Genomic DNA, 17,570 nt, shown 5'->3' with positions numbered 1-17,570 from the left:
GACTGCTCACCCCGGAAGCCTCCGGTGCGACCGGTGGCTGCGACAGAGGCGCGCTCGCAAGTCTGAAAGGCTTGGATGACGGGACCGCTTGGAATAGACTGGCTGCGCAAATCACGAACGAGAGAGGAAACTCCATGAGTGTGCGTGTATCCGGTAAACAGATGGAAATCGGCGATTCGTTCCGCGCCCGCATTGGCGAGCAGATCGAGCAGGCCGTTACCAAATATTTCGACGGAGGATATTCAAGCCAGGTCACTGTGGAAAAATCCGGGCCGCGCTTCAGCGCCGACTGCAAGCTTCATCTCGATACGGGCGTGGTAATGCAGGCGAACGGCCAGGCGAACGATCCACAGGCTGCGTTTGACGCGGCGTCGGATCGCATCGAAAAGCGTCTGCGTCGCTACAAGCGCAAGCTGAAGGATCACCACAACGGCAACGGACAGAACGCTGCCGAGGTGGCTTACACAGTGATGGATTCGGTGCCGTTCGAGGACGACGAAGTTCCCGAGGATTATGCGCCGACCATCGTGGCTGAGAGCTCGAAACAATTAAGGACGATGTCTGTCGCAAGCGCCGTGATGGCGCTCGACATGACGGACGAACCCGTCCTGATGTTCCGCACTCCCGGCAAGGCCGAACTGAATATCGTCTACAGGCGCAACGATGGAAATATTGGCTGGATCGATGCTGCCAATATCAAAGCATGAGCGAAAAAAGAGGGATGCCGGCGTGCCGGCGTCCCTCTCCCGCAAATCAGCGGCCAGGCCGGAAATGTGACTTTTCTGTGCATGGGATCCGCCATGACAAAGATGGTTAGAGCCATTGCGACGCATTTGTGATGATGTTGTCCGGCTCTAACCGGCGAACGAGGACAAAAGAATGGCATTGGCAGGTCTACTGCATCAAAATGCGATCATCCCGGCCATGAGGGCCAACTCGAAAAAACAGCTCCTTCAGGAATTGGCGGCAAAAGCTTCTAAGATCACCGGGGTTCCCGAGCGTGAAATCTTCGACGTGATCCTGCAGCGCGAGCGCCTTGGTTCCACCGGCGTCGGCAACGGCATCGCCATTCCGCACGGCAAGCTCAACAATCTCCCCTCGATCATCGGCATTTTCGCGCGTCTCGACACGCCCGTCGATTTCGAGGCGCTCGACGACCAGCCGGTCGATCTCGTGTTCCTGCTGCTCGCTCCGGAAGGCGCCGGCGCGGACCACCTCAAAGCGCTGTCGCGCATCGCGCGCGTGCTTCGCGACCAGGACATGGTCGCCAAGATCCGCTCGAGCGATTCCGCCAGCGCGATCTACACGCTGCTCGACGACGACGCGACCTCGCACGCGGCCTGAGCTTGAACAACGGGGCGCATCCTGCAGGATGCGCACAGTCGCCCGAAGCCTGCATCAGTAGAGCTGACGCCCGTTCAAATGATCAATGAAAATCCGGAACAGGGCACCCTGGCTCGAAATGCCGAGCCGGCGATAGATGTTCTTGCGGTGGATGCGAACCGTGCCCTCGGCGATGTTCATCACCTTGCCGATCGACAGGTTGCTGTGGCCCCTAAGGATGAGGCGCACGATGTTGCGCTGCTGCTTGGTCAGCCGATCTGAACACAGGCTTTCGAACGCCGCCTCCATCGCATCGTCGCCCTCCTCGGAGGGCGACGGCGCAATCGTCTGGCCCTGCTGGCGCCAGTTCGACCTGATGGCCTCGCGCACGATCGGCTCGTAGACGCGCAGCCTGGCCAGCTCCGTCTCGCTGAAAGGCTCGCCGCCGCGGCCGCGCATCAACGAGTAGGTCGCCTGCAGGCCGCCATCGAGCGGGATAACGAAGCCCACCTCCTCGACGAGAACGCCGGATTCCATCGACACGCAGGGATGCACTTCCGCCGACGACGAGAAGTCGGACAGGAAGAACTGGTCCGGCGCAAGCTCGCGCATTCGCCAGAGCCCTGCCGGCTGGCCGGCACAACAGGCGACGTAAAAGGGATCGAGCAGGTAGGCGCCGCCGAGATAGGCGGAAAGCGCACTTGCCGACACCTTGGCCGTATAGCCGTCATGCAGGACGATCGGCCTTGCATCGTAAGGATAGGCAAACGCGACCGAGAGATCGAAGCCGGTGACCGATCGGAGCATCCGATCGAGCGCTCGGCCGAAATCTTCCGTGCCGATCAGGCCGATCATCGCCGAGATATCGGCAGACTCGCTTGCGAGCATTCCCTTGTCATCCCCCAACCCTACGTATCCCCCATGGGATATCGACAGCCCCTCACTCGTCAACAATAATTCCCGGGGAGTGAGAAACCGGATCCGTCGCGGGTCGTCATCGGCGACCGCTGCGAAGGATGCGCCAAGGGGAGGATTAAGATGGCAGGCAGGCTTTCAGGCAAGGTGGCGTTGATCAGCGGTGGCGCGGGAGGCTGCGGTCTTGCCGCATCCGAGCTGTTCGCGCGCGAAGGCGCCAAGGTCGGCATCGTCGATCTGCCGCGCAGCAAAGGCGAAGAGGTGGCCGCCTCGATCCGCGCCAACGGCGGCGAGGCGATTTTTGCCCCGGCCGACGTCTCGGTGTCGGCCGAGGTGACGTCCGCCGTCAAGGCGGTTGAAGCGGCCTTCGGCGCCATCACCGTGCTCTTCAACCACGCCGGCATCCTCGCCGTCGGTCCCTTCCTCGAAACGGAGGAGGACGAGTGGGACCGGCTGATGGCGGTCAATGTGCGCAGCATGTTCCTGATGACCAAGGCGGTACTGCCAGGCATGCTTGCGGCCGGCGGCGGCAGCATTGTCTGCACCTCGTCGATTTCGGCCGTGGCCGCAACACCGATGGAGGTGCTCTATGACACCACCAAGGGCGCCTGCCACATGTTCGCCCGCGCCATCGCCGTGGAATTCCGCGACCGCGGAATCCGCTGCAACGCCGTCTGCCCGGGCTTCATCGCCACCGACCACGGCAAGCGCGAGCTCGTCGGGCTCAGCAAATACGGCGTCGACGTTTCGGAAGCGGCGATCGCCGCGCAACAGGGCCGCATGTGCGATCCGAAGGAAGTGGCGAACGCGGCATTGTTTCTGGCGAGTGACGAGGCGAGCTTCATCAACGGCACGCATCTGTTCGTCGACAATTGCTTCACCGCGGTTTGAGGGAGGGGAAAATGCTTCAGGCAGGTGGCCACTGGCGCAACTGGGTCGGAAACCAATCATGCATCGTGCGCCATCGCGGCGCGCCGGAGAGTGAGGCGGCGCTAGCCGAAATGGTGCGCGAGGCAACCGCGCAAGGGCTGAACGTTCGCTGCGCCGGTTCCGGACATTCCTTCACGCCAGTGGCGCTTACCAGCGGGCTACAGCTGACACTCTCGAGCATGCAGGGCGTCGTCAACATCGACAGCACCCGCAAGCGCGTGGCGGTCAAGGCCGGCACCACCATCAACCAGCTCGGCAAGGTGCTGAAGGAGAACGGCCTGTCGCTGATCAACCAGGGCGATATCGACAGCCAGGCGCTAGCCGGCGCGCTGACGACCGGCACACATGGCACCGGCGCCAGGCTCGGCAACATGGCCTCGCAGATCGTCGGCATGCGGCTGGTGCAGCCGGACGGCAGCATCCTCGTGGTCGACGAGACCACGCCGGATCTGCTGGAGGCGGCGCGCGTCTCGGTCGGCATGCTCGGCGTGATCTCGGAGATCACATTGCAGGCGATGGAAAGCTACAATCTGCATGAAAAGCTCTGGCGCTGCACCTTCGACGAAATGATCGAACAGCACGACGAGCTTGCCGCCAAGCACCGCCATTTCGGTTTCTTCTGGTGCCCGGTTCCGGAGAGCCGCCACTGCTACTGCCTGCCGGACACGGCCTCGGTGTCGACCACGGACAAGACCTCCGACGTCTGCGAGATGAAGGTGATCGACATCACCGAGGAAGCGCCGATGGAGCGCGGGTTCGAGAAGATCGCCTATTCCTCGGAGATCTACCCGATCGAGTACGTGCCGAACTTCCACGAGCTCGAATATGCGGTGCCTGTCGCCCACGGCAAGGAAGCGGTAAAGGCGGTGCGCAAGCTGATGCTGGAAAAGCACCCGACCTGCATCTACCCGATCGAGTATCGCTTCACCGCCGGCGATACCGGCTGGATCAGCCCCTTCTTCGAGCAGGATTCGATCACGCTTTCGGTCTCGGGCGAACCGGGCACCGACTATTGGGAATATCTGAAGGACGTGGACACGATCCTCAGGCAGTACGGTTCGCGGCCGCACTGGGGCAAGCTGCATTTCCTCGGCGCCGAGGATGTGACGGCGCTCTACCCCCGAGCGGGCGATTTCCGGGCACTGAGGGCCAAGGTCGATCCCGAGGGACGTTTCCTCAACGATCACCTGCAGCAACTGTTCGGATAGCGCCGGCGAACGAACGCACACCGCTACGCTCAGCCCAAACAAGAACGCCGCGCGAAGTTCGCGCGGCGTTCTTGTTGAATTCTGATCGGCAGGATCAGGCGGTCGGCGCGTCGCCGTTTTCGCCAGCGACGACCTTGGGGCCGCCCTTGGAAACGCCGACCATGGCCGGGCGCAGGACGCGGTCGCCGATGGTGTAGCCGGCCTGGACGACCTGCAGCACCGTGTTGTTCGGCACATCCGCATTCGGGATTTCGAACATCGCCTGGTGGAAGTTCGGGTCGAACTTCTGGCCTTCCGGCTCCAGCTTCTTGACGCCGTGACGCTCAAGCGCCGAGAGCATCGAGCGCTCGGTCATCTCCACGCCTTCGATCAGCGTGTTGAGACCGGCCTCACCGGCTTCCTTGGCTTCCGCCGGAATGGCATCGAGCGCGCGGCGCAGGTTGTCAGATACCGCCAGCATGTCGCGGGCAAAGCCAGCAACGGAATAGGACTTGGCATCCTTGACGTCGCGTTCGGTGCGACGGCGCAGGTTGTCCATTTCGGCGGCAAGCCGAAGGTACTTGTCGCGCAGCTCGGCGCTTTCGGCCCGGGCGAGTTCCAACGGATCGGGCTCGGCAACGGCTGCTGCCTCGACAGCGTCCGGTGCGGCGTCGAATACCTCGTCGGTGGCCTCGGGTCCGTGCTTGTTCGTATCGTCGGTCATGACGTTCTCCGCAGTGTCGTCTCTATTGTCCTTCGCATTTCCACGCCGCAAGCGCGAGCCTGCGTTTCAGCAAAAATGCTTAGGGACTGGATTTGAAGCCGATATCGAGGTTTGGTGCCGAAAAATCAAGGGTTCAATCGCGCTCCTACAGCGCCGCGCGTCTTATCAGACGCGCAAAGGTCGCTGTAGCACTTTGATTTGCTGCATGTCTTTGTCCTTCATCGAGATCGATCAATGAGACATGCAACGACTAAAAGCGCCCTTAGCGCGAAAGCCGCGACATCAACTGCGCGGTATAATCGACCATCGGAACGATGCGCGAGTAGTTGAGCCGCGTCGGCCCGATGACGCCGACGGCGCCAACGATGCGGTCCTCGCCATCGCGATAGGGCGCGACGATCAACGACGAGCCGGAAAGCGAAAACAGCTTGTTTTCCGAGCCTATGAATATCCGCACCCCAGGGCCGCTTTCGGCGAGATCGAGCAACTCGATCATGCTGTCCTTCTTTTCGAGATCGTCGAACAGCATTCTGAGCCGGTCGATGTCCTCGGCACCCTCGAGGCCTTCGAGCAGGTTGGCGCGGCCGCGCACGATCAGGCGCGCCGGCTTCTCGTCGCCCTCGTTGCCCGACCAGATTGCAAGACCGCGCTCGACAAGATCCTGCGACAGCGCGTCGAGCTCGCCGCGCACCGTCAGCTTCACCCTTTCGAGCTGCGCCCGCACCTCGGCGATCGTCTGTCCGGCGAGATGGGCGTTGAGGAAGTTCGCCGCTTCCGTGAGTTGCGAACTGGTGACGCCGGCCGGGAGCTCGATGATGCGGTTTTCCACCTGGTCATGTTCGCCGACGAGCACCGCCAGCGCCTTGGTCGGCGCCAGGCGGATGAACTCGACATGCTTCAGCACCGGATCGGCCTTGGCGGTGATGACGAGACCCGCGCCGCGCGACATGCCCGACAGCATCTGGCTCGCTTCGGTCAAAAGCGTATCGACCGGCTGGGTATGGTCGTCGCGCCGGACATGGCGGTCGATAGAGGCGCGATCTTCGGGCGATAGATTTCCGACCTGCATGAAGGCGTCGACGAAGAAGCGCAGGCCCGTCTGGGTCGGCAGGCGACCGGCGCTGACATGCGGCGAATAGATGAGGCCGAGATCTTCGAGATCGCTCATCACGTTGCGCACGGAGGCAGGCGACAGCGCCATTGGCAAAAGCCGCGACAGGTTGCGCGAGCCAAGCGGCTCGCCGCTCGTCAGATAGGTCTCCACGATGCGACGGAAGATTTCGCCCGAGCGCTCGTCGAGCGCCGCGGCGATTTCCTTTGCTCCGGGATTGCGCAGTACCATGTCACTCCACATATGCAGGCACATCCTGCCGTGGCCGGAATATAGTGTCCCTGCGGTCCGTTGGCAAAAGGGAAAAAACGGTCGAATGTCCGGCTTTCCACCGGATCCCTTTACCTCTGCCATGCTCTGCAGCGCCGCGCATCCTTGGACGCGCCAAAGGTCGCTGCAGCACCTTAAACTGCTGCATAATTTTGTCCCTAAATCGATTTCGATTTAGGGAATTATGCAGTAGAAGGCTCACGAGATACGATAGGAGTTGACGATGCGGCCATCCGGCAGAAAAACCGATCAAATGCGCAAGGTTTCTTTCGAGCGCAATTTTTCCAAGCATGCGGAAGGCTCCTGTCTGGTGCGGTTCGGCGACACGCATGTGCTGTGCACCGCAAGCCTTGAGGAAAAGGTTCCGGCCTGGCTGCGCAATGGCGGCAAGGGCTGGGTGACGGCGGAATACGGCATGCTGCCGCGCGCCACCGGCGAGCGCATGCGGCGCGAGGCAGCCAGCGGCAAGCAGAGCGGTCGCACCCAGGAAATCCAGCGGCTGATCGGCCGGTCGCTGCGCGCCGTGGTCGATCTGCCGGCTCTCGGCGAACGCCAGATCTCGATCGACTGCGACGTCATCCAGGCCGATGGCGGCACGCGCACTGCTTCGATCACCGGCGCCTGGATCGCGCTCCACGACTGCCTGAAGTGGATGGAAGCCCGCAACATGGTCAAGGTCGAGAAGGTCCTGAAGGATCACGTCGCCGCCATTTCCTGCGGCATCTTCGCCAACCAGTCGGTAATCGATCTCGATTACCTCGAAGATTCCGCTGCCGAGACCGACGCCAACTTCGTTATGACCGGCTCCGGCGGCATCGTCGAGATCCAGGGCACGGCCGAAGGCAAGCCGTTCTCGGAAGAGGAATTCGCGAGCCTGATGGGCCTTGCCAAGACCGGCATTGCCGAACTGGTCGCGCTGCAGAAGCAGGCGATCGCCGGCTGAGGAAGGAACGTCAAGATGGCCCCGGCGCTGGAAGGCATTCTCGAGACCGCCCTTTACGTGGGTGATCTCGATGCCGCCGAGGCCTTCTACGGTGGCATTCTCGGGCTCGCAAAGATCACGCGTGCCGGCAACCGCCACGTCTTCTATCGCTGCGGACCGGGCGTGCTTCTGATTTTCAATCCGGCCGAAACGCTGAAGCCGCCGATCCCGCACGGCACGAGCGGCCAGGGCCACATGTGCTTCCGGGTTTCCGCCGCAGCGCTGGACGCCTGGAAGGCGAAACTGGAAGCGGCGGGCATCGCGATCGAAGCGGACACCCGCTGGCCGAACGGGGCGCGGTCCTTCTATTTCCGCGACCCGGCCGGCAACAGCCTTGAATGTGCGGAACCGGGCCTCTGGTCCATCGAATGAACACGAAACGAGACACCATGCGCAAACTCGACAACAAGACGCTGATCGTCGCCAGCCACAACGCCGGCAAGATCCGCGAAATCCGCGATCTCATCGGCCCGCTCGGCTTCGAGGCGAAGTCGGCCGCAGACCTCAACTTCATCGAGCCCGACGAGACCGGCACCACTTTCGAGGAGAACGCCGCGATCAAGGCGCTCGCCTCGGCCAAGGCCTCCGGCCTGCCGGCACTTTCGGACGATTCTGGTCTCGCGATCGACGCGCTCGATGGAGCGCCCGGCGTCTATACGGCCAACTGGGCCGAGCGCGAAGATGGCAGCCGCGACTTCGCCATGGCCATGCAGAAGGTCGAAGATGCGCTGCAGGAGAAAGGCGCCAAAACGCCTTCCGAGCGCACCGCCCGTTTCGTCTCGGTTCTTTGCCTTGCCTGGCCGGACGGTCATGTCGAGCTCTTCCGCGGCGAGGTCGAAGGTTTCGTCGTCTGGCCGCCGCGCGGCGGCCAGGGCTTCGGCTATGATCCGGTGTTCCAGCCCAAGGGCTACGAGACCACCTTCGGCGAGATGAGCGCCGACGAGAAACACGGCTGGAAGCCGGGTGACGAAGAGGCTCTGTCGCACCGCGCCCGCGCCTTCAAGATCTTTGCCGAGACCTGCCTCGGAGCCTGATCTGAGCGGGATGAGGAAAAGTGCGTGCGGTTTTCCTCATCCCGCTCTCTACTGAAAGTGACCATGAGAGACGCAATAATGCAAACTGCCACGCTATCGGCGATCGGTGACGGCATGGACCCCGGTTTCGGGGTCTACGTGCATTGGCCGTTCTGCGCGGCCAAGTGCCCCTATTGCGACTTCAACAGCCATGTGCGCCACCAGCCGGTGGACCAGCCGCGTTTCGTTGCAGCTTTCCTTAAGGAAATGGAAGAGGTGCGCGAACTCTCCGGCCCGCGCACGGTCACCAGCGTGTTCATGGGCGGCGGCACGCCGTCCTTGATGGAGCCGTCGACGGTCGATGCCATCCTCCAGGGCATCGCTCGCCATTGGCATGTGCCCGACGGCATCGAAATCACCATGGAGGCGAACCCGTCGAGCGTCGAAGCGACGCGTTTCCACGGCTACCGCGCTGCCGGTGTCAATCGCGTCTCGCTCGGCGTCCAGGCGCTGAACGACCGCGATCTGAAGTTCCTCGGACGGCTGCACAATGTCGAGGACGCGCTGAAGGCGATCCGGCTGGCGCGCGAGATCTTCCCGCGCATGTCCTTCGACCTGATCTATGCCCGTCCGAACCAGACGGTCGAAGAATGGGAGCGTGAGCTGAAGGAAGCCGTCTCCTATGCGGTCGACCATCTGTCGCTCTACCAGCTGACGATCGAGGAGGGCACGCCCTTTTACGGCCTGCACAAGGCCGGCAAGCTGATCGTGCCTGATGGCGAGCAGTCGGCAGTGCTTTACGAGGCGACGCAGGACATTACCGCCGCCATCGGCATGCCGGCCTACGAAGTTTCAAACCACGCCCGCCCGGGTGCCGAGAGCCGGCACAACCTCACCTATTGGCGCTACGGCGACTATGCCGGCATCGGCCCGGGCGCCCACGGGCGCCTGGGCATCGGCAATGGCAAGATCGCTACCTCTACGGAGCGCAAGCCGGAGGAATGGCTGCGGCTCGTCGAGACCCATGGTCACGGCATGATCGAGCGGGAATCCCTCGATCTCGAAGCACAGTCCGACGAGTTGTTGCTGATGGGTCTGCGCCTCAAGGAAGGCGTCGACTTGGCGCGATGGCAGACGCTGTCCGGCCGCGACCCGGACCCGGAGCGCGAGCAGTTCCTGATCGATCACGGCTTCATCGAGCGGCTGGGCAATTCGCGTCTGCGCTGCACGCCGGCCGGCATGCTGATCCTCGACGCCGTGGTCGCTGATCTCGCCTGCCCCTGAGGGCAGGCGGTCTTCGCCGGCTACAGACTCAATCGAACGTTTCACCCGACAGCGGCGTGGCCTGCATCGACGGCCGGCCTTCGAATGCATCGAACCAGCGGGTCAGCCTCGGACGGTTGCGAAACGACGGCAGGTTGCGAAACGCCATCCAGGACAGTGCCGTCGCCAGCGCGATCTGCCCGATATCCACGTCTTCCTCGGGCGATAACCTCTGCTCCAGCCAATCGTAGGTCGCCTCGATCTTTTCTTCGTAGCCCTTGGCGAGTTCCGGATAGCGCAGATGTTCGGGGCGCCTCTCCCACTCCCAGCGCAAGCCGATCCCGGTCTGGGCAAGAACCTGCGCCACCGACTGCATGCGCAGCGCCCGCCATCGAGGTTCGCCGACCTCGGGGATCCGCTTGCGTCCCTCGTGCAGCGTATCGAGATAGGCGCAGATGACATCGCTGTCGAAGATCGGCTCTTCGCCCTCACGCAGCAGCACCGGAACCTTGCCGAGCGGGTTTTCGGCATAGACCTCGTCGTTGCGCCGCGTTGGGCTCGTCTCGTGGTGGATGACTTTCAGCCGGTCGGCAAGGCCGATCTCGTGAGCAAAGACAAGCGCCTTGCGGGCGAAGGGAGAGTGGGTTTGATAGTAGAGGATCATGGCTGCCTCGCGGGATCTGGCGTGAATTCCTGTTCCCGTGAAGAGATATTGCATCGCAGCCGATAAAGGCGCTCTGTTTCTTCGGCCACGATGCAAGTTTGTTTCGTCTAGGCGGCTTTCATCGGATCGCCCTTCAGCCGGTTGAGCTCGATGCCCCTAGCCACCAGCCGGGCGACCTGAACGTCGTCCACGTCATCGGTGGTGCGCAGGCGAATATAGGCCATGTCGCCCTTGCCTCCGCCCTTCTCCAGGCGTGCGTCGAGATCAAGCATCTCGGCGCCGCGCCAGAAACCGAAGGTCACGTAATCCTTTGCCCCCTTGAGCAGACAGACCGCGCCGCCGGCCTCATAGATGGGATGGCCCCATTTGACGGCGTCATTGAGCGCGCCTGTGGCCAGGAGGGCACCATGCAGGCGCTTCGCCACGTCGGCCGGGACACCGGAGAGGCCGGCAATGTAGTCGTTGACTGTTTTGGTCATGGTCGTCTTTCGAGCGCTCCGTTTCTGTCAGTTGCTGAAGGGAATGAGGGCGCGCAGCCGCGGATCTCGAAGCCAGAGGCCGCCCCAGGCGATCACGCCGAGATAGAAGCCGAAAAGCAGATGGGTGAAGAGCGGGCTGCCGGCCCGCAGATGCGTCGCCATCGCCCCGCCGAGATAGCCGGTGAGCAGAATGGCGCCGAGGATCGAGGTGCGCGGGATCACATAGAGCACCGTGCACAACAATGTGAGAATGCCGAGCAGCCGCGCCAGACCCTGGTCGGCGGAATAGCCGAGCGCGACCATGGTTTCGGTGACGATAGCAAGCGGCACAAGCTTGATGACGGCATCGAAAATCAGGAAGGCGACTAGCACGCCGCTGAGGAAGCGGCCGAGGATGATCGACTTTGCCGTTGGGGCGGGCATAACGAGGCTGGTGGTCACTGATTTCTCTCCTTGGATTTCGTTCTCGGTCCAAGGACGAAAGCGCATGAGGGATCCCGACAGGCACCGTCAGATTTTTCTTTCGGAGATCTCGATACCAGGCGTTTCATCGAGCTTGTCGAGCTGCATGCGGATGTAAGCGCATTCGGCCGCGTTGGTCGCAAGCGCAATCGCATGGTCGAAGGCCACACGCGCCTCGCGGACCTTGCCGAGCTGCTTCAGGAGATGGCCGCTCAAGCCATGGAAATAGAAATAGCCGGAGAGCTTTTCCGCCAAGGGCGCGATCATCGCCAGCGCGACTTCCGGCCCCTGACGCTTCGAAACCGCCACTGCGCGATTGAGCGTGATCACCGGAGAGGGCTGCAGCCGCTCGAGCGCCTGGTAGAGCAGGTCGATCTGCGCCCAGTCGGTCTCATCCGCACGCTCGGCGCGGGCATGCAGCGCCGCGATCGCCGCCTGGATCTGGTAGGCGCCCGGTTGGCGGTACTGCATCGCCCTGTCGATCAGCGCCAAGGCCTCGTCGATCAGCGAGCGGTCCCACAGGCTGCGGTCCTGGTCATCAAGCAGGATGACGGCGCCATCGGCGTCGAAGCGGGCGCGCGCCCGCGAATGCTGGATCATCATGAGCGCCGTCAGCCCCTTGATCTCCGGCTCGGCCGGGAAAAGCTGAAGCAGCAGGCGTCCGAGCCGGATCGCCTCCTGGCACAGGTCGGCCGAGACGCTTTCCGGGCCGTTCATCGCCGAATAGCCCTCGTTGAAGACGAGGTAGATCATCGTGGCGACGGCGGCGAGCCGATCTGACCGGTCGGCCGCATCCGGGGTCTCGAAGGCAAGGCCGGCGGCCGCGACACGCGACTTGGCCCGCGTGATCCGCTGTTCCATCGCCGCCTCGCTGACGAGGAAGGCGCGGGCGATCTGCTTGACAGAAAGGCCCGAGACGATGCGCAGCGCCAGCGCGATCTGCTGCGTTGCCGGCAGCGCCGGATTGCTGCAGACGAACAGCAGGCGAAGAATGTCGTCGCGATAGTGGGAGCCGTCGAGCTGGTCGGCGAGCGCGCCCTCCTGATCCTCGAGGTCGGAAAGAATTTCCTCCGGCGGCAGCGCCGTTTCGCGGGACTGGCGGCGCACCTTGTCGATGCCGCTGTTGCGGCCGACGAAGATCAGCCAGGCGGCGGGGTCGCGCGGCGGGCCGCTCTTCGGCCAGGTCTTCAAAGCCCGGATACAGGCCTCCTGAAACGCTTCTTCGGCAGTGTCGAGGTTGCGGAAATAGCGCAACAGCGCGCCCACGGCCTGCGGCCGGGCCGAAACGAGAGCGAGGTCTATCCAGGCTGTGTCTGTCATGAAGCAAGCTCACTGGGTTTGTAGATGGCAAGAGGACGGATTTCATAGGAGCCGGCGGCCGGATTGGCAGAACTCAGATCACGGGCGAACTCGAGCGCATCATCGAGAGACGCACAGTCGATGACATAGAAACCGAGCAGTTGCTCTTTCGTTTCGGCAAACGGGCCATCGATTACGATCGTCTCGCTGTGACTGTGCCGGAGCGTCGTCGCCGCCGTCGTCGGCATCAAGCGCGCCACCGGCCCAAGCCGGCCTGCCTCCGCATATTTGCTCTGTACGGCCAACAGATCATGCATGACTTTTTCGTCCTGCTCCTTGGTCCAGGCGTTCGTGACATCTTCTTGATTGTAGCAAAACACGGCGTAAAGCATCGGAACTCCAGCTCCTGAAACAAAGACGGTGGCGGCAAGCAATAGCCGACAACCCGGATGAAAAAAACAGGGCCGGTGGTGCTTTCGCCCACCGGCCCGCAATGCGTGCAAATCAGAAATGCTCAAGCGTTGTCGCGGCACTCTAACTTGGTGTCGATGGCCGGTCGAGAAAAGAGGCGCAGAAGCCGCCCGTCGATCGCCGCCAGACCGGCCGCGATCAAGGTCATGCCCAGGAAGTGCTTGGGTTCCAGCGTTTCGCCGAGGAACAAAGCGCCAAGCAGGATGGCGCTGACCGGGATCAGGAAGGTCACCAGCATCAGGTTTGTGACACCGGCCGTTTCCAGGATGCGGAAGAACAGGACGTAAGCGAGCGCCGTGGAAATCAGCGCGATGCCGACGATCGCCGCCCAGACGTCGAAGCCGGGCATGGGAAGCGTCCAGGGATGATCGATCAGCAGCGACAGCGGGACCAGCATGATGCTTGCGGCCGAGACCTGACCGGTCGCCGTCACGATCGGCACCACGCCCATGCGCTTGAAGCGGCGGGCAAAGACACCGGCGAGCGCATAGGAGAGCGCTGCGCCAAGCACTGCGACCTGGGCAAGCAGGTTCGAACCAAGGCCACCGAGCGCCGCCGGACCAATCATCATCGCGACCCCGAGGAAGCCGACGACGACGCCTGCAAACCGGTTGGCTGTCAGCTTCTCGTCATCGGTCAGGAGATGCGCGACGATCACGCCGAACAGCGGCGTGGTGGCGTTGAGGATCGAGGCAAGGCCGCTTGCGATATGCGTCTGCCCCCAGACGATCAGCGAGAAAGGGATGAGATTGTTGAGCAGCCCCATCCCGAAGAAGGCCAGCCAAACGCGCGGGTCGCGCGGCATCGACAGTCCCATCAGTCGAACGAAGGCGAGCAGCGCGAGCGCCGCGAGACTGACGCGGAGCGCCACGATCGTGACTGGAGGCAACGCCTTGACGGCGACGCCGATGAAGAAGAAGGAGCCGCCCCACAGAATGGAGAGCAGGATCAACATGCCCCATTCCCGGGCGCCCATGACCTTGGCCTGCGTTGCTTGTGTCATTGCCTTAACCCTCGTTTGTTTGTCAGGCTAAACCGTGATGGCATCGACCATCTTGACTTTATGCCATTATTCTCAGGATATTGAGCTTCGAACAAACGATCATTTCTCGCCGCATGATTGAGTTTGGCTAAACCATGTCGACATACCTTCCTTCGCTTGCCTCGCTTCGCGCCTTCGAGGCCACCGCGCGACATCTAAGCGTTACCAAGGCCGCGCAAGAACTGAACGTGACGCCTGGCGCCGTCAGCCTGCAGGTGCGCGAACTGGAGCAGGCGTTAGCAGTGACGCTGTTTGAGCGCCGGCCGAGACAGTTGGCGCTGACGGAGGACGGCAGCACCTATTTCGCAACGCTCAGGCGCGCGTTCCGAATGATGCGCGAGGCGACCGAGGAACTGACGGCGCGCAAGCGTGCGCCGGTGCTGACGGTCAGCTGCACGCCCACCTTTGCCGCGCAATGGCTGGTGCCGCGCATCGGCGCCTTCGAGTTACAGGTGCCCGGCATCGACGTGCGCATCAGCACCACCAATCGGCTGACCGACTTCAACAGCGATGGGGTCGACATCGCCATCCGTCATGGGCTTGGCCGCTATGACGGTCTTGTGAGCGAACGATTGATCGATGACGACCCGGTGCCGGTGCTTCACCCGGCCCTACGGGCCAGGAACCCACTCGACATGCCGGGTCAGCTTGCCGCGCATGTGCTCTTGCACGACGTCCATCGTCAGGATTGGAGGCTGTGGCTGGATGCGGCGGGCGCCGACGGGGTGGACGCCGGGCGAGGGCCGGTCTTCGTCAACAGCAACGGCGCGATCGAGGCGGCCAAGGCCGGCGACGGCGTTGCATTGGTGCGCCTGTCGCTGGTCACGCGCGAGCTTGCGGAGGGTGTGCTGGAAGCCCCCTTCCCTGAGGGCGTGATGACCGGGCTTGCCTACCATCTCGTCTACCCGCCGGCCGCACTCGACCGCCCGCCGGTCACGGCCTTTCGCGCCTGGATCATCGAACAGGCACGAGCCGAGCAGGGTGTGGGGAATGCGGCGACCAAGCGTCCGCCGCAGCCGGCACTGAAAGCGGTCCGGTAAAACAAAAGAGCCCGGGCGAACCCGGGCTTTTTTTTGCGGCAATGCGCCTCGACTATTCGTTGATCAGGCGCTTCAGCAGCTCGATCTCATGGCTGAGCTTGGTGTCGCCCGAGATCAACTCCTCGATCTTGCGCACGGCGTGCAGCACGGTCGTGTGGTCGCGTCCGCCGAAGCGACGGCCGATCTCCGGGAAGGAGCGCGGCGTCAGCGTCTTCGACAGATACATCGCGATCTGGCGCGGCTTGACGATGACACGGGTGCGGCGGTTGGAGACGAGCTCCTGGCGCGAGACGTTGTAGTGCTTGGCGACGACGCGCTGGATGTCCTCGATGCGCACGCGGCGGGGTTCGCCGGCGTTGACGAGGTGGCCGAGCAATTCATCGACGCGCTCGAGCGAGAGCTGCGGCTCGAATGAGCGGCGGAATAGGAGCTGGTTGAAGGCACCTTCCAGTTCGCGGCCGCTGGCGGTCACGTTGCGTGCCACATGGCTCAGGATTTCGCCGGGAATGTCGAGCGAACCGTCGTCCTGACGGGCCGTGTCCAGGCGGCGCTTCAGCATTTCCAGGCGCATGTCGTAGTCCGGGCCGTCCATCTCGATGGCGACGCCGCCCTGGAGACGCGAACGAACGCGGCTGTCGAGCGATTCCAGTTCCCACGGTGCGCGGTCGGCTGCGACGACGACCTGCTTGGCAGAATCGAGCAGCATGTTCAGCAGGTGGCAAAACTCATGCTGGATCGACTTGCCCTGCAGGAACTGCATGTCGTCGATGATCAGGAGATCGATGTTGCGCAGCGACTCCTTCAAGGACAGCGCGTCGTTGTCGCGGATCGCGGTGGCGAAACGCCACATGAAGTATTCGGCCGTCAGGTAGACGACGCGCGGCGCACGCGCGCTCTGCAGCGCCTGGATGGCGATCGCCTGCAGAAGGTGCGTCTTGCCGAGACCGACGCTCGAATGGATGAAGAGCGGGTTGAACCGCACCGCACCGGCGCCGGCTTCCGCAATCGTCCGGGCGGCGGCAAGCGCCACGCGGTTCGAGGAACCCTCGACGAAGTTTTCGAAATTGTAGCGCTGGTCGAGCGGCGAGCCGAAGAGCGGCGCCTGGGTCGGCCTCTGCATGCTTGCGACAGTCGCCGCGGCAACGGTTGCCACCGGCTGGGCTGCGGCCGGACGGCGCGCGGGCTGAGCCGGAGATGCTTCTGCCGCCTGCGGCAGCGCTTCTTCCTGGGTGGTCGGACGGGCGCCACGGGTTGCCGTGCGCACCAGGATCTCGATCTTCATGATCTCGCCGTCTTCCTGCTGGAAGATCGAGGTGATGAGGTCAAGATAACGGTTGTTGATCCAGGACTTCAGGAACGTGGTCGGCACCGAAAGGCGCACGACGCTCTTGGATACGGAATGGAGCTTCAGACGCCCAAACCAGCTTGCAAAGACATCCGGACCGACTTGAGCTTTGAGACGCGCACTTACCCGCTCAAACAGTGCGTCGTGCCTCATGTCGGTTTTTTCCCCCGCCGCCTGAGATAGATTGCTTCCGGCTTGAAATGCGTCTCCTTCTTTCTGAAGTGCGCCCGCCGTCACCAAATTCATCTGCATTTTGCCGCCTTCCAATTCATGTTCAGATGCCGTCATCGCTGCCGGCCTCATCTCTTATGTCCGCCGCCCGCGGCGCCCGTATGGGCCATGCCGCTTTCGCCGAACGTCACAGTCGCAGACGACGCCGGGCTCCTCATCTCCCGCCTCGCTGCGCGCTACGCGCACCCACCTGCCCTGCTGGGCCGGAGGATGTCCCCTCGCGCCTCTCGTCAACAATCCCTTCGACGCGCTCCCGCGCCGTACCGGATCCTCCTCCTCGTCAACAGCTCGTCGCACCCTCGTACGAAGCGATGAGCCGCGCGTTGGACCTTGGCCTCGCGTCGGGCGCCGCTTGCACCCTCCATCGAGGCCTCCTGCATCTTTCCTTTGTCGTAGCCGATCAAAGGGCAAGACAGGCAGCCGTCAAAGCGCCGCAGCGACCTCTAGGCGTCCGACCGGACGCAGGTGCTGCAGATGGCCGCCTCACAATCACAGGACGAAAGTTTCCCGTCCGGAGTGGTATGAACCATCCGGTTTTTTCACCTTCGACTTGTCTGATTGAACGACGCGGAGCCGCCCTGATACAAAGGACAGAAACATCGAAACCATTTCTTCGAAATGGCCTCTTTTGCTTCTTTTTACAGATGTGGTCCGTGTCCCCTGTGGAGGGCATTTAGGCAGGATCGATGGGCAAGATCAATCGCGATTTTTACGCAACCTTAAGCGCTGGCCGTTGACTCTCCGGCCGCCATTTGCTTGCCGCATTCCGAGTCCGAGAAGAATCCCTGTTGAATCAAGGGTTTTGATTTTTCGCTCTTT

19 protein-coding genes are annotated in these 17,570 nt (G+C 62.7%); 9 read left to right on the top strand and 10 right to left on the bottom strand.

The features are described from left to right. Positions 1-134: 134 nt before the first annotated feature. Together raiA and ptsN are read left to right on the top strand one after the other, a co-directional pair. The gene (gene raiA, locus IB262_RS08885) at positions 135-707 is read left to right on the top strand and encodes a ribosome-associated translation inhibitor RaiA (protein WP_034797455.1); all 573 of its coding nucleotides are present in this window, start codon (positions 135-137) and stop codon (positions 705-707) included. 172 nt (positions 708-879) lie between these two features. Further along, the gene (ptsN, locus tag IB262_RS08880; protein WP_034797457.1) at positions 880-1,344 is read left to right on the top strand and encodes a PTS IIA-like nitrogen regulatory protein PtsN; all 465 of its coding nucleotides are present in this window, start codon (positions 880-882) and stop codon (positions 1,342-1,344) included. Positions 1,345-1,398: 54 nt separating this feature from the next. Here the strand turns inward: ptsN and IB262_RS08875 are convergent, their stop codons facing one another. Further along, a complete protein-coding gene (locus IB262_RS08875) occupies positions 1,399-2,211 on the bottom strand; it encodes a helix-turn-helix transcriptional regulator (protein ID WP_060607300.1) in 813 nt (270 codons plus the stop codon). Positions 2,212-2,361: 150 nt separating this feature from the next. Here IB262_RS08875 and IB262_RS08870 point away from each other — a divergent pair, with 150 nt between their 5' ends. Both IB262_RS08870 and IB262_RS08865 read left to right on the top strand, forming a co-directional pair. Continuing rightward, positions 2,362-3,129 (top strand): SDR family NAD(P)-dependent oxidoreductase, encoded by a 768-nt coding sequence (locus tag IB262_RS08870; protein ID WP_060519753.1) that lies wholly within the window; start codon positions 2,362-2,364, stop codon positions 3,127-3,129. An 11-nt stretch (positions 3,130-3,140) separates the two neighbouring features. Next, a complete protein-coding gene (locus tag IB262_RS08865; RefSeq protein ID WP_090300954.1) occupies positions 3,141-4,376 on the top strand; it encodes a D-arabinono-1,4-lactone oxidase in 1,236 nt (411 codons plus the stop codon). Positions 4,377-4,470: 94 nt separating this feature from the next. Here IB262_RS08865 and grpE read toward each other — a convergent pair whose 3' ends face one another. Both grpE and hrcA read right to left on the bottom strand, forming a co-directional pair. Next, the gene (grpE, locus tag IB262_RS08860) at positions 4,471-5,079 is read right to left on the bottom strand and encodes a nucleotide exchange factor GrpE (RefSeq protein ID WP_112974810.1); all 609 of its coding nucleotides are present in this window, start codon (positions 5,077-5,079) and stop codon (positions 4,471-4,473) included. A 262-nt stretch (positions 5,080-5,341) separates the two neighbouring features. Further along, on the bottom strand, positions 5,342-6,421 hold the full coding sequence (gene hrcA / locus IB262_RS08855) for a heat-inducible transcriptional repressor HrcA (protein ID WP_112974808.1): 1,080 nt from the start codon (positions 6,419-6,421) through the stop codon (positions 5,342-5,344). A 262-nt stretch (positions 6,422-6,683) separates the two neighbouring features. On the opposite strand from hrcA, the gene rph reads away from it, so the two are divergent. The 4 genes from rph to hemW all read left to right on the top strand — a co-directional run bounded on the left by rph (position 6,684) and on the right by hemW (position 9,739). After that, positions 6,684-7,403, top strand: coding sequence for a ribonuclease PH (gene rph / locus IB262_RS08850; RefSeq protein WP_034797469.1), 720 nt, complete (start codon positions 6,684-6,686; stop codon positions 7,401-7,403). Positions 7,404-7,418: 15 nt separating this feature from the next. Then, complete coding sequence (locus tag IB262_RS08845; protein ID WP_034797471.1) at positions 7,419-7,814, top strand: VOC family protein; 396 nt, start codon at positions 7,419-7,421, stop codon at positions 7,812-7,814. Positions 7,815-7,831: 17 nt separating this feature from the next. Further along, positions 7,832-8,476, top strand: coding sequence for an RdgB/HAM1 family non-canonical purine NTP pyrophosphatase (gene rdgB / locus IB262_RS08840; RefSeq protein WP_034797474.1), 645 nt, complete (start codon positions 7,832-7,834; stop codon positions 8,474-8,476). 78 nt (positions 8,477-8,554) lie between these two features. Continuing rightward, positions 8,555-9,739 carry a radical SAM family heme chaperone HemW gene (gene hemW / locus IB262_RS08835; RefSeq protein ID WP_060580654.1) on the top strand — a complete coding sequence of 395 codons (1,185 nt, stop codon included), beginning with the start codon at positions 8,555-8,557 and terminating at the stop codon, positions 9,737-9,739. A gap of 28 nt (positions 9,740-9,767) precedes the next feature. Here hemW and IB262_RS08830 read toward each other — a convergent pair whose 3' ends face one another. From IB262_RS08830 to IB262_RS08805, 6 genes are all read right to left on the bottom strand, one after another. Beyond that, entirely contained in the window at positions 9,768-10,382 is a 615-nt protein-coding gene (locus IB262_RS08830; RefSeq protein WP_112974806.1) for a glutathione S-transferase family protein, read from the bottom strand. Between the two features lie 107 nt (positions 10,383-10,489). Then, the gene (locus IB262_RS08825) at positions 10,490-10,861 is read right to left on the bottom strand and encodes a DUF1801 domain-containing protein (RefSeq protein ID WP_112974805.1); all 372 of its coding nucleotides are present in this window, start codon (positions 10,859-10,861) and stop codon (positions 10,490-10,492) included. Positions 10,862-10,888: 27 nt separating this feature from the next. Then, entirely contained in the window at positions 10,889-11,284 is a 396-nt protein-coding gene (locus tag IB262_RS08820) for a DoxX family protein (RefSeq protein ID WP_192356877.1), read from the bottom strand. Between the two features lie 87 nt (positions 11,285-11,371). Further along, complete coding sequence (locus tag IB262_RS08815) at positions 11,372-12,643, bottom strand: RNA polymerase sigma factor (RefSeq protein WP_034797482.1); 1,272 nt, start codon at positions 12,641-12,643, stop codon at positions 11,372-11,374. After that, the gene (locus tag IB262_RS08810; protein ID WP_034797485.1) at positions 12,640-13,014 is read right to left on the bottom strand and encodes a YciI family protein; all 375 of its coding nucleotides are present in this window, start codon (positions 13,012-13,014) and stop codon (positions 12,640-12,642) included. Before IB262_RS08810 ends, IB262_RS08815 begins: the two co-directional genes overlap by 4 nt. 122 nt (positions 13,015-13,136) lie before the next feature. After that, positions 13,137-14,096 carry a DMT family transporter gene (locus tag IB262_RS08805; protein ID WP_234824388.1) on the bottom strand — a complete coding sequence of 320 codons (960 nt, stop codon included), beginning with the start codon at positions 14,094-14,096 and terminating at the stop codon, positions 13,137-13,139. A 134-nt stretch (positions 14,097-14,230) separates the two neighbouring features. Between IB262_RS08805 and gcvA the strand changes: the two genes are divergently transcribed. Continuing rightward, entirely contained in the window at positions 14,231-15,175 is a 945-nt protein-coding gene (gcvA, locus tag IB262_RS08800; RefSeq protein WP_112974804.1) for a transcriptional regulator GcvA, read from the top strand. 52 nt (positions 15,176-15,227) lie between these two features. On the opposite strand, the gene dnaA is transcribed toward gcvA, so the two are convergent. Then, positions 15,228-16,673 carry a chromosomal replication initiator protein DnaA gene (dnaA, locus tag IB262_RS08795; protein WP_034797490.1) on the bottom strand — a complete coding sequence of 482 codons (1,446 nt, stop codon included), beginning with the start codon at positions 16,671-16,673 and terminating at the stop codon, positions 15,228-15,230. Positions 16,674-17,570: the final 897 nt, after the last annotated feature.

The sequence above is a fragment of the Ensifer sp. ENS02 genome (genome assembly GCF_014851885.1).
GTDB classification, from domain to species: Bacteria; Pseudomonadota; Alphaproteobacteria; order Rhizobiales; family Rhizobiaceae; genus Ensifer; species Ensifer adhaerens.
Note: the sequence above shows the minus strand (reverse complement) of the source record. Positions and strands in the feature narration are given on the sequence as shown.

Bases quoted from the DNA above. Each gene is read 5' to 3' on its own strand.
- raiA (WP_034797455.1), top strand. From the start codon at position 135: ATGAGTGTGCGTGTATCCGGTAAACAGATGGAAATCGGCGATTCGTTC.
- ptsN (WP_034797457.1), top strand. From the start codon at position 880: ATGGCATTGGCAGGTCTACTGCATCAAAATGCGATCATCCCGGCCATG.
- IB262_RS08875 (WP_060607300.1), bottom strand. From the start codon at position 2,211: ATGCTCGCAAGCGAGTCTGCCGATATCTCGGCGATGATCGGCCTGATC.
- IB262_RS08870 (WP_060519753.1), top strand. From the start codon at position 2,362: ATGGCAGGCAGGCTTTCAGGCAAGGTGGCGTTGATCAGCGGTGGCGCG.
- IB262_RS08865 (WP_090300954.1), top strand. From the start codon at position 3,141: ATGCTTCAGGCAGGTGGCCACTGGCGCAACTGGGTCGGAAACCAATCA.
- grpE (WP_112974810.1), bottom strand. From the start codon at position 5,079: ATGACCGACGATACGAACAAGCACGGACCCGAGGCCACCGACGAGGTA.
- hrcA (WP_112974808.1), bottom strand. From the start codon at position 6,421: ATGGTACTGCGCAATCCCGGAGCAAAGGAAATCGCCGCGGCGCTCGAC.
- rph (WP_034797469.1), top strand. From the start codon at position 6,684: ATGCGGCCATCCGGCAGAAAAACCGATCAAATGCGCAAGGTTTCTTTC.
- IB262_RS08845 (WP_034797471.1), top strand. From the start codon at position 7,419: ATGGCCCCGGCGCTGGAAGGCATTCTCGAGACCGCCCTTTACGTGGGT.
- rdgB (WP_034797474.1), top strand. From the start codon at position 7,832: ATGCGCAAACTCGACAACAAGACGCTGATCGTCGCCAGCCACAACGCC.
- hemW (WP_060580654.1), top strand. From the start codon at position 8,555: ATGCAAACTGCCACGCTATCGGCGATCGGTGACGGCATGGACCCCGGT.
- IB262_RS08830 (WP_112974806.1), bottom strand. From the start codon at position 10,382: ATGATCCTCTACTATCAAACCCACTCTCCCTTCGCCCGCAAGGCGCTT.
- IB262_RS08825 (WP_112974805.1), bottom strand. From the start codon at position 10,861: ATGACCAAAACAGTCAACGACTACATTGCCGGCCTCTCCGGTGTCCCG.
- IB262_RS08820 (WP_192356877.1), bottom strand. From the start codon at position 11,284: ATGCCCGCCCCAACGGCAAAGTCGATCATCCTCGGCCGCTTCCTCAGC.
- IB262_RS08815 (WP_034797482.1), bottom strand. From the start codon at position 12,643: ATGACAGACACAGCCTGGATAGACCTCGCTCTCGTTTCGGCCCGGCCG.
- IB262_RS08810 (WP_034797485.1), bottom strand. From the start codon at position 13,014: ATGCTTTACGCCGTGTTTTGCTACAATCAAGAAGATGTCACGAACGCC.
- IB262_RS08805 (WP_234824388.1), bottom strand. From the start codon at position 14,096: ATGACACAAGCAACGCAGGCCAAGGTCATGGGCGCCCGGGAATGGGGC.
- gcvA (WP_112974804.1), top strand. From the start codon at position 14,231: ATGTCGACATACCTTCCTTCGCTTGCCTCGCTTCGCGCCTTCGAGGCC.
- dnaA (WP_034797490.1), bottom strand. From the start codon at position 16,673: ATGAGGCACGACGCACTGTTTGAGCGGGTAAGTGCGCGTCTCAAAGCT.